11 protein-coding genes are annotated in these 9,731 nt (G+C 67.5%); 9 read left to right on the top strand and 2 right to left on the bottom strand.

Annotated elements, in window-relative coordinates; translation table 11 throughout:
- Positions 1–238 (top strand): hypothetical protein (locus tag AB0N06_RS36715; protein WP_366139029.1); only part of this gene is annotated, 238 nt, incomplete at its 5' end.
- Positions 239–272: 34 nt separating this feature from the next.
- Here AB0N06_RS36715 and AB0N06_RS36710 read toward each other — a convergent pair.
- Positions 273–791 (bottom strand): hypothetical protein, encoded by a 519-nt coding sequence (locus AB0N06_RS36710; RefSeq protein WP_366139028.1) that lies wholly within the window; start codon positions 789–791, stop codon positions 273–275.
- A gap of 121 nt (positions 792–912) precedes the next feature.
- Between AB0N06_RS36710 and AB0N06_RS36705 the strand changes: the two genes are divergently transcribed.
- The 7 genes from AB0N06_RS36705 to AB0N06_RS36675 all read left to right on the top strand — a co-directional run bounded on the left by AB0N06_RS36705 (position 913) and on the right by AB0N06_RS36675 (position 7,258).
- Positions 913–1,584: a TetR/AcrR family transcriptional regulator C-terminal domain-containing protein gene (locus AB0N06_RS36705; RefSeq protein ID WP_366139027.1), complete on the top strand. Its 672-nt coding sequence runs from the start codon at positions 913–915 to the stop codon at positions 1,582–1,584.
- Between the two features lie 476 nt (positions 1,585–2,060).
- Entirely contained in the window at positions 2,061–3,287 is a 1,227-nt protein-coding gene (locus AB0N06_RS36700; protein ID WP_366139026.1) for an acyl-CoA dehydrogenase family protein, read from the top strand.
- Positions 3,288–3,292: 5 nt separating this feature from the next.
- Entirely contained in the window at positions 3,293–4,525 is a 1,233-nt protein-coding gene (locus tag AB0N06_RS36695) for a CoA transferase (RefSeq protein WP_366139025.1), read from the top strand.
- Positions 4,522–5,304 (top strand): crotonase/enoyl-CoA hydratase family protein, encoded by a 783-nt coding sequence (locus AB0N06_RS36690; RefSeq protein ID WP_366139024.1) that lies wholly within the window; start codon positions 4,522–4,524, stop codon positions 5,302–5,304. Before AB0N06_RS36695 ends, AB0N06_RS36690 begins: the two co-directional genes overlap by 4 nt.
- Positions 5,305–5,371: 67 nt before the next feature.
- Positions 5,372–6,361: a 3-hydroxyacyl-CoA dehydrogenase NAD-binding domain-containing protein gene (locus AB0N06_RS36685; RefSeq protein ID WP_366139023.1), complete on the top strand. Its 990-nt coding sequence runs from the start codon at positions 5,372–5,374 to the stop codon at positions 6,359–6,361.
- Entirely contained in the window at positions 6,358–6,834 is a 477-nt protein-coding gene (locus AB0N06_RS36680) for a hypothetical protein (RefSeq protein WP_366139022.1), read from the top strand. The genes AB0N06_RS36685 and AB0N06_RS36680 overlap by 4 nt, the downstream gene beginning before the upstream one ends.
- 79 nt (positions 6,835–6,913) lie before the next feature.
- Positions 6,914–7,258, top strand: coding sequence for a hypothetical protein (locus AB0N06_RS36675; RefSeq protein ID WP_366139021.1), 345 nt, complete (start codon positions 6,914–6,916; stop codon positions 7,256–7,258).
- A gap of 74 nt (positions 7,259–7,332) precedes the next feature.
- On the opposite strand, the gene AB0N06_RS36670 is transcribed toward AB0N06_RS36675, so the two are convergent.
- Positions 7,333–8,703 carry an epoxide hydrolase family protein gene (locus tag AB0N06_RS36670; protein ID WP_366139020.1) on the bottom strand — a complete coding sequence of 457 codons (1,371 nt, stop codon included), beginning with the start codon at positions 8,701–8,703 and terminating at the stop codon, positions 7,333–7,335.
- A 789-nt stretch (positions 8,704–9,492) separates the two neighbouring features.
- Here AB0N06_RS36670 and AB0N06_RS36665 point away from each other — a divergent pair.
- Positions 9,493–9,731 (top strand): SDR family NAD(P)-dependent oxidoreductase (locus AB0N06_RS36665; RefSeq protein ID WP_366139019.1); only part of this gene is annotated, 239 nt, incomplete at its 3' end.

Genomic DNA, 9,731 nt, shown 5'->3' with positions numbered 1-9,731 from the left:
CACGCTCGCGCAGTTCGTCGGGGTACTTACGGGGAGCAGCCATGGTCGGCATCCTTCCGGGTCTTCGATGTCTCCATCAAACCCGGGGCGGTTCACTATACATCTGAACAGAATTCCTGACTCGGAAGACCGGATCGTGTCCATGCTCGTCTACATCGCGCTGGCCTTGGGCTTCTTGATGACCCGTTACTACAACCGCAAGGGTCCGCACAGGATGGCGCCGCAGCCAGAGGACTGAGCGACGCCCTGCCCCTGCGTGGTGCGCGGTACGGTCAGGCGACGGAGACCGCGAGCAGAGCGACGGCGGAGCCGCCAAAGACGATCGTATTGCGCACATAGGTCTGTATCCGCACCCAGCCCGGGAAGGCGCCCTCGGCGGCCCGCAGGAACGGAGCGACCTCGACACGGGCCAATTCGGGGTCGCCCTTGCGCCGGAAGGCGGCCTCGACCGACCGCACCGCAGTCAGGTTGCTGTAGACGATCACCACGTTCATCAGCAGGACCAGCGCGGAGAATATCCAGGTCAACAGCCGGGCCGAATCCGCCTCCGCGATGTTGGCCACCGCCACGGCAGTCATGACCACGGCGACCGTCACGGGGGCCGCCGTCTCGTGCCCGCCGGCGTCGAAGCGCAGCCTGTTCTCCTCCAGCACCTCCGGTCGAACCTCCTGCCGGCGCAGCTCGGCCACGGCCGCGGCCTTGGCGGCGGGGCCGAAGCGATGCCGGACCAGCGGAATGCTGAGGAAGGCAACGGCGACGAGCAACTGCATAGCTGCGGCAAGGACGTTCACGGTTCTCTCCTTCGACTTGCACTTAGTTCAATCGGTTGACGAGAACGACCGTAGCCGAGCACTTGAACATTGTGCAAGACCCCGCTTGAACTTTGTGCAAGTCGCCGCGTACCGTGAGGCCATGGCACGCGACACCCTCACCCGCGACCAGATCGTCCGCACCGCCGTCGAGCTCCTGGACGCGGAAGGCCTCGAAGGTCTCACCATGCGCGCGCTGGGCAAGCGGCTCGACTCCGCCGCCACGGCCGTGTACTGGCACGTCAAGAACAAGGACAATCTCGTACTGCTCGCCACCAACCACGTCTGGGGCGAGCTGAGCCTGCCCGACCTCGACGCGGGCGACTGGCGGACCACAGCCGCGACGATGGCCACCGATCTCCACGCGATGCTCCTGCGCCACCCCTGGCTGGTGCAGGCCTTCGCGGCCCACATCCTCTACGGGGAGAACAAGGCGCGACACGACGACCACAGCCTCGCCCTGCACGAGGCCGCCGGGTTCACCCCGGCCCAGGCCGACCGGGCCGCCGCGGCCCTGCTCACCTACGTCCTCGGCAATGCGGCCGGCGCCGCGGCCGCCGCGTCCCTGGCCCGCAAGCTCGACCGGGGCCCCACCGGCGCGGAGCGGCAGATCCAGGAGGCCATGGACAGGGCCCAGGAGGTCGCCATGCGCCACCCCCACCTCCGCGTTCGCCTCGAGACACCCGCCGCCGAGTACAACGCGGCTCCGGATCAGAGCTTCGAGTTCGGCCTGGAGGCGCTGTTGGACGGACTGCAGCACCAGACAGGCACCTAAAGCGTGCTACAGAGGGCTGTGCCTTGGCAGGGCCGAGGTTATAGCCGGCTTGGCACGGTCATCCACAGATGTCGACGGCACCACCTCAGACGGCTCGGCAATCTCGGCCTCGGTCACGTTGTTGCTGGTCATCGATGCATCTTCCATGATCGGGAGTTTCATCGAACGTTTCACAGTCCCCCATCAGGTGTTCGGGAACAGCCCCGGGACAGCGTCCTCGGCGTCGTCATCGAACCGCTGCCCTGAGCTGCGCCCCGGCTCGGGTAGCCGCTCACCGGGCAGGCACGCAGTCCTGTCTCATCGCTCCCTCACCGGGCGGCAACGGGCCGCTGGGGTGGTTCGCGGCGACAACGGCAGCCCTGTGCGGCGCGGGTCTGCGGGACCGGCCCTGGATCCGCGTTTAATCGCGCCGGGGAAACCGAAACGCCGGGCATGGATCTCCGAGCCAGGCCCCACAGTGCTTGAGGGAGACTGCCATGAGCGGCGCAACGACCTTGCCGACACCGTCCGGTCCCTACCTGGATGAAGGGTTGCTGCCCGCCGACTTTTACGCCTACGAGGAACTGCTGTCGGACGGGGAGCGGAAGAAGATCGAGTCCGTTCGCGAGTTCCTCCGCACGCAGGCCGCCCCGATCGTCGACGACTACTGGGCCCGGGCCGAGTTCCCCTTCCAGTTGGTCGAGGGCTTCGGGGGGCTCGGTCTTGTGGACTGGGCCGATCCCGACTCCCCGGAATCCAGGCCGAGCAACCTCCTCGCGGGCTTCATCGCGCTGGAGTTCGGGCACGCCGACGCGTCTTTGGCGACATTCTTCGGCGTGCACACGGGTCTGGCCATGGGCACCATCCTCACCTGCGGCTCCGACGAACAGAAGCTGCGGTGGCTGCCGGCGATGAGCCGCTTCGAGAAGATCGGCGCCTTCGCGTTGACCGAGCCGCACGGCGGCTCCGACGTGGCCGGCGGCCTGCGGACGACCGCGCGCCGGGACGGCGACGGATGGATCCTCGACGGGGCCAAGCGGTGGATCGGGAACGCGACGTTCGCCGATCTGGTCGTCGTCTGGGCCCGAGATGTCGAGACGCAGCACGTGCTGGGCTTCGTCGTGGAGAAGGACACCCCCGGGTTCACCGCGACGAAGATCGAGAACAAGATGGCGCTGCGGATCGTGCAGAACGCCGACATCGTGCTCGACGGCTGCCGCGTTCCGGAGGCCAACCGGCTGCAGAACGCGAACTCGTTCAAGGACACCGCCGAGATCCTGCGCCGGACGCGCAGCGGGGTGGCGTGGCAGGCGGTGGGAGTGATGTTCGGCGCCTACGAGATCGCACTGCAGTACGCGAAGGAGCGCGAGCAGTTCGGGCGCCCGATCGGGGGCTTCCAGCTCGTGCAGGACCTGCTGGTGAAGATGCTCGGCAATGCCACGGCATCGTGCGGGATGGTGACGCGCCTGGCCCAGTTGCAGGACGCCGGCGTGTACCGGGACGAGCAGTCCGCCCTGGCGAAGGCCTACTGCACGGTGCGGATGCGCGAGAACGTGGGGTGGGCACGGGAGTTGCTGGCCGGCAACGGCATCGTCCTCGACTACAAGGTCGGCCGCTTCGTCGCCGACGCCGAGGCCCTCTACTCCTACGAGGGGACACGGGAGATCCAGACGCTCATCGTCGGACGTGCCGTGACCGGCGGCCTGAGCGCCTTCGTGAGGTGACCACGATGACCACCGAATCCGTCTTCACCGGCCTGAGGGTCCTCGATGCGTCGAGCTTCATCGCGGGACCGGCCGCGGCCACCGTGCTCTCCGACTTCGGAGCGGACGTCATCAAGATCGAGCCGCCGGGACAGGGCGACCCCCAGCGGCGGCTGAGCTTCGTGCCACCCAGTCCCCGGGCACAGGCCAACTACAGCTGGCACCTCGCCAACCGCAACAAGCGCGGCATGGTGATCGACCTGAAGTCGCCTGCGGCCACCGAGATCCTCAGGCGCCTTGTGGAGTGGGCCGATGTGGTGATCACCAACTTCCCGCACGGCACACGTGAGAAGCTGCACCTCGGCTACGACGAGGTCTCGGGCTGGAACCCGCGCGTCGTCTATGCCGACATCACGGGCTTCGGGGATGCCGGTCCCGACGCCGGTCAGCCGGGCTTCGATCTGACCGCATACTGGGCGCGCAGCGGACTTCTGGCCTCCACCCGGGATGCGGAAGCCCCGCCGACGGTACCGGTCTGGGGCAGCGGCGACTACATGTCGGCGATCGGTATCTACGCGGCGATCGTGACCGCCCTGTACCGCCGTGAGCGGACGGGACAAGGGGCCAGCGTCGGGACGTCGCTGCTCGCCGAGGGTGTCTGGGCCACGGGCACGCTCGTGGCCGGCGCGCTCGCCGGCGGCACGCCGTTCGCCCTGCACGATCGGAAGGCGCCAGTGAACCCGCTGATCAACCCTTACCGAGCCGCGGACGGCGAGTGGTTCATGCTGGTCGCCTCACCCCCGCACTGGCCGGGACTGACGCGGGCCATCGGGCACGCCGAGCTGCTCGCGGATCCCCGTTTCGTGGACATCGAGGGCTTCGTCAAGAACTCCGCCGCGCTGACCGAGCTGCTCGACGGCGAGTTCCGCTCGCGGCCATTCGACCACTGGAAGGAGGTGCTGGACCAGGAGCGCATCACTTACAGCCTTATTCAGACGCCGGAGGTGACCGCGCAGGATCCGCAGCTTCGCGCGAACGACATCGTCGTGCCGCTGGAAGGAGTCAGCGGGCTGGAGTACACCATCAACAGCCCGGTCAACCTGCGAGGCGTCGCGAAGGTCCCGGCCAAGCGGGCGCCGGACCTGGGCGAGCACAACGACGAGATCCTCGCCGAGCTGGGATTCCGCCCCGCCGACATCGCCGAGCTGCGCGCCCAGGGAGCGATCCCCGGCACGACGGAAGCGAAGGTGCCTCGATGAGCACGGCGTCCGAAGCGGCCGACGTGGTCCTCCACGAGCGCCGCGGCGGCGTGCTGACCATCACCATCAACCGCCCGGCGCAGAAGAACGCCGTCGACCACGAGGTCGCGGTAAAGCTCGCGGCGGCCGTGGATCTGCTCGACGCAGACCAGGAGCTGTCGGTCGGCGTACTCACGGGTGCGGGCGGGGTGTTCAGCGCGGGCATGGACCTGAAGGCCTTCGTCAAGGGCGAGCTGCCATTGCTGCCGGGCCGGGGATTCGGCGGGCTCACCCGCACGCCGGTGCGCAAGCCGTTGATCGCCGCTGTCGAGGGCTGGGCGCTTGGCGGCGGCTTCGAGCTGGTGCTCGCCTGCGACCTGATCGTCGCCGCCGAAGACGCCCGGTTCGGGCTTCCCGAGGTCACGCGCGGTCTCGTGGCGGCAGAGGGCGGACTGGTCAGGCTGCCGCGCCGCCTTCCGTACCACGTCGCCGTGCGCGTACTCCTTACGGGCGAGCCGCTGACCGCCGCCGAAGGCAAGGAGTACGGGCTCGTGAATGAGCTGACCCCACCCGGCGCCGCGCTGGACGGGGCCCACGAGCTGGCGCGGCGCGTCGCACGGAACGCTCCGCTTGCGCTGGCGGCCGTGAAGGAGGTTCTGCGCGAAACGCAGGGCCTGAAGGGGAGCGACGCGTTCAGACGCCAGGACGAGCTCACGAGCGGGCTGGCCGCCAGTGAGGACGCGCGGGAAGGCGCACGGGCGTTCACCGAGAAACGCGCCCCCGTCTGGCACGGCCGCTGATGCCGACCACATCAGCCGCTTCCCTCTCCCTCAGCCCGTGTCCGACCTCCAGGAGCAGTGGCCAGTCATGAATGCGCACAAACCCGTCCACCGCGTGGCGATCGTCGGCACTGGCACGATCGGGGCGAGCTGGGCGACGCACTATCTTGTCCGAGGCTTCGACGTCACAGCGACCGACCCGGCCCCTACCGCGGAGACGGCCCTGCGGTCGTACGTGGAGGCGGCCTGGGACACGGCTGCCTCGATCGGGCTCGCGCCCGAAGCCTCGCCCGATCGCCTCAGCTTCACCGCGGACCTGCGTCAGGCCGTCGTGGACGCCGATTTCGTACAGGAGAACGCGCCGGAGCGCCCCGAGCTCAAGGTCCGGCTGTTCGCCGACCTCGACGATGCCACGCCGCCGGACGCGATCATCGCGTCGAGCTCGTCGGGCATCACGATGTCCGTCATTCAGGCCGAGTGCCGACATCCGGAGCGGACCGTCATCGGTCATCCCTTCAACCCGCCGCACATCGTCCCGCTGGTCGAGGTAGTCGGCGGAGCCAAGACCGCCCCGGAGACGATCCGGGACGCCATGTCGTTCTACGCCGCGATCGGCAAGAAACCGATTCACCTCAGAAAAGAACTTCCCGGGCACGTCGCCAACCGTATCCAGGCCGCGCTGTACCGCGAGGTCGTCCACCTGGTCCAGGAGGGAGTGCTCGACGTGGCGGACTCCGACGACGCGGTGTCCTGGGGGCCGGGACTCAGATGGGGTGTTATGGGTCCCCATCTGCTGTGGCATCTCGGCGGAGGAGAGGGCGGCATTCAGCACTTCATGGACACCCTCATGCCGCGGATGGTGGCGTCCTGGCAGGAACTGGGCACCCCCGAGTTCACGCCCGAACTCAAGGAAAAGATCGTGAGCGGAGTCCTGGATGAGGCGGACGGCCGCTCGGTGGATGAACTGGCCGCCTGGCGCGACACGATGCTTTCGGCCCTGCTGACCGTGCGCGCCCAGCACGACCCGTCCAGCCCGCCGGGCACCGCAGCCGGTCGCCCGGCGAAGGAGAAACCGTGACGCAGCGCCAGGAAAGACTGTTCGTGCTTGAGGCCAGCAGTGGCGGTCGCCTGTTCTCCGTGAACCCCGACGGGTTCGACAAGAAGGTCATCGTCACCGGGTGCAGGATCCCCGACGGGGTCGCCGTCGATGTCGTGGCCGGGCACATCTACTGGACGAACATGGGCCTTCCTCCGGAGAACGACGGCTCGATCGAACGCGTGGGCCTGGACGGAGGCGACCGGACGACGATCGTCCCGAGCGGCGTCACGCACACGCCGAAACAGCTCTACCTCGAGCCCGCCGGCCGGAAGCTGTACTGGGGTGATCGCGAGGGCATGCGCGTGATGCGCTGCGACCTCGACGGAACGAACGTCGAGACCCTCGTGCAGACGGGACAGGGCGAGGACGACCGCCGCGACGAGACCAGGTGGTGGAGTCGCCGTCGACCCTGTCGGCGGACACCTCTACTGGACGCAGAAGGGCCCGAGTGACGCGGGGCTCGGGAAGATCCTGCGGGCCGGAATCGACCTGCCCGCCGGGGAATGGGCAGCCGAACGCAGCGACATCGAGGTGCTGTTCGAGGGGCTGCCGGAGCCGATCGACCTGGAGCTCGACCTCGTGGAGCGCATGCTCTACTGGACGGATCGCGGGGACCCCCCGCGAGGCAACAGTGTGAACCGCTCACCGATGGACGCGCCGGACAGGCGGCGTACGTCCGAGATCCTGTTGACCCACCTCATGGAAGGCATCGGCCTCGCCCTCGATCCGGACCATGGCCGCATGTACGTGACCGACCTGGCGGGGAACGTCTACGCGGCCGATCTCGACGGAACGAACCGCAGGGAGATCCTCGTCCTGCAGGGCAACCTGACCGGCATCGCCCGTGCCGTGCTGCCGACCGGAACGAGGGTTTAGCCCGGACCGGAGCACCTGCGTGACCGGGACTCCTCCGGCCACCCGAGCTTTGTCGGCGGTCGGGCTCGGTTGGCTCAGCGAAGGGATCGGAAGGCCGCGCGGAGCTCTTCCGTGAAGAGGCGAGGCTGCTCCCAGGCCGCGAAGTGACCGCCCCTGGGGAGCCTGTTGTAGTGGATGAGCTTGGGGTATGCCTCCTCTGTCCAGCTTTTCGGGGCCTGGTAGATCTCGTCAGGGAAGACGCTCACAGCGACCGGGAGGGAGACGCCCTTGACGGCGAAGAACGGTGCCTTGTTCTCCCAGTAGAGACGGGCCGAGGAAATCGGCGTGTTCGTCAGCCAGTAGAGGGTGATGTTGTCGAGGACATCGTCCCGTGACAGGCCTTCGGTGTGTCCGGCGAAGACCCGGGAGATCAACGCCAAGCTGGCCTTGTCGTGGTCGATCAGGAAAGCTGCCAAACCGACGGGCGAATCGGTAAGCCCAGTCAGCGTCTGCGGACGCGACCCCATCATCTGAGCGTAGACGACATGATGCCGGTAAAAGTCGCCCAGCTGCTCGACCGCGCGCTTCTCCTCCGCCGAGAGGTTGGACGGCACCGGGTTGCCGGCCTGGATCGCCTTGTCGATGGCAGGCGGGACCGCGCCGGGCATGTTGGTGTGCATGCCGATCAGTCCCGCAGGCTTCTGCACGGCCATGAAGTCTGAGATGAGTGCGCCCCAGTCGCCGCCCTGTGCCACATACCTCTTGTATCCGAGGCGTTTCATCAGCTCTGCCCAGGCACGTGCGATGCGCTCGGGGTTCCAGCCGGTCGTGGTCGGCTTGCCGGAGAATCCGTAGCCCGGCATCGACGGAATGACCAGGTGGAAAGCGTCCGATGCCTTCCCGCCATGTGCCGTGGGATTGGTGAGCGGCTCGATGATCTTCAGCTGCTCGATGATTGATCCGGGCCATCCATGCGTGACGATCAGCGGCAGAGCATTCTTGTGCTTCGAGCGGACGTGGATGAAGTGAATGTCCAGTCCGTCGATCTCGGTGATGAAGTTCGGAACCGCGTTCAGCTTCGCCTCGACCTTGCGCCAGTCGTAGTCCGACGCCCAGTAGCGTGCGAGCGCCTGAATCGTCGCCAGCTGCGTGCCCTGCGACTGATCCGCGACGGTCTCCCTCTCGGGCCAGCGCGTGGCCACGATACGCCGACGGAGGTCGACCAGATCCTTCGCCGGGAAACGGATAGGGAAGGGACGGATATTCCCGCCCGCTGACGGCTCGGGGTATCCTCCCGCGGGGTTAGCACCCATTTCGGCTGCCGGATCCCGGGGAGCGAACACGCCGAAGGATCCGGCAACCGCTGAAGCCGTCACTGCGGCCGAGGCGGAGAGAAATACCCGCCGAGAGTGCGGCCGAATTATTTCTGACATCGTGAACCTTTCACGGCATTCGGCCTTCATCATGCAAATTTCAGAAGCCGAGGGCGGGAGTGAGATCTGGGTGCCACAGCCGGGGCCGGTTGAGCGAAGAAGAACTTGAACAGGCGGAGCCAGCTCTTCGGTAGCGACATCATGTGGAGGCTGCCTTGGTGTGAACTGGGAGGGCGTCGGCGCCAAGTTCTCCTGCGCTTCTCCGCGGTGAACTGGTCGCCTGACGAGGCTTGCCGCCCGTTAGTTTTGCCAACATCTTCATGATGGGTCCGGGTTGCCGCCTCGGCAATCCGATACATCACCCAGAGTCACCGAAGGTGAGATGCCGAATTCCTCACTTGATCTTTAACCTGTGTGGCGAGGGCGTGGGATAGTCGACTTCTGCGTTCGTCGTTTCGCTGCAGGCGTTTTGCGAGCTGTGTGAACGTCACCCGGCACCCGGCGGTACTCAGGCTGTCCAACCAGTTCGGTTCCTCGGCCCAGATCCGCAAAGGCAGGAAGACGGCGGCAGATCACGCGAATTCAGCCGAATGCGCCGCTGATGGCCGAGCGGCTGGTCGAGGTCATCTTGCGCCGCGATCAACGCCCAGATCGCGCTCCGCCGCAGTGCCCCGAGCACCGCCGAGAGCGCTGACCAGGGCTGGAAGGCTGGGCCTTCCACCAGGGAGGAGGCCGGTCCCGGGGACGGGGCGGTTCGGCGTTGCCCACCCGCGCCACCCTGCCTACCGTCGAGGAGTCGACCGGCGGCTGCGGCCGGGGTCGAGGAATCCCACCCCGCACCGAGTGCGTGCTCGTGCTTGGTCGCACCCTTGGAGGTATGTCATGGGCAAGCAGGACCAGCAGAAGGTCGCCGTCATCACCGGAGCCTCGCAGGGCATCGGCGCCGGCCTGGTCGACGCCTACCGCAAGCTCGGTCACGCCGTCGTCGCCACCTCGCGCACCATCGCCCCCGCCAACGATGCGGGGGTGCTGACCGTCCCCGGGGACATCGCCGACCCGGCCACCGCCGACCGCCTGGTCTCCGCTGCCGTCGAGCGCTTCGGCCGGATCGACACCCTGGT

The sequence above is a fragment of the Streptomyces sp. NPDC051020 genome (assembly GCF_040683105.1).
Taxonomy (GTDB): Bacteria; Actinomycetota; Actinomycetes; order Streptomycetales; family Streptomycetaceae; genus Streptomyces.
The sequence above is the reverse complement of the archived record's forward strand: the minus strand, read 5'-3'. Positions and strand labels throughout refer to the sequence as shown.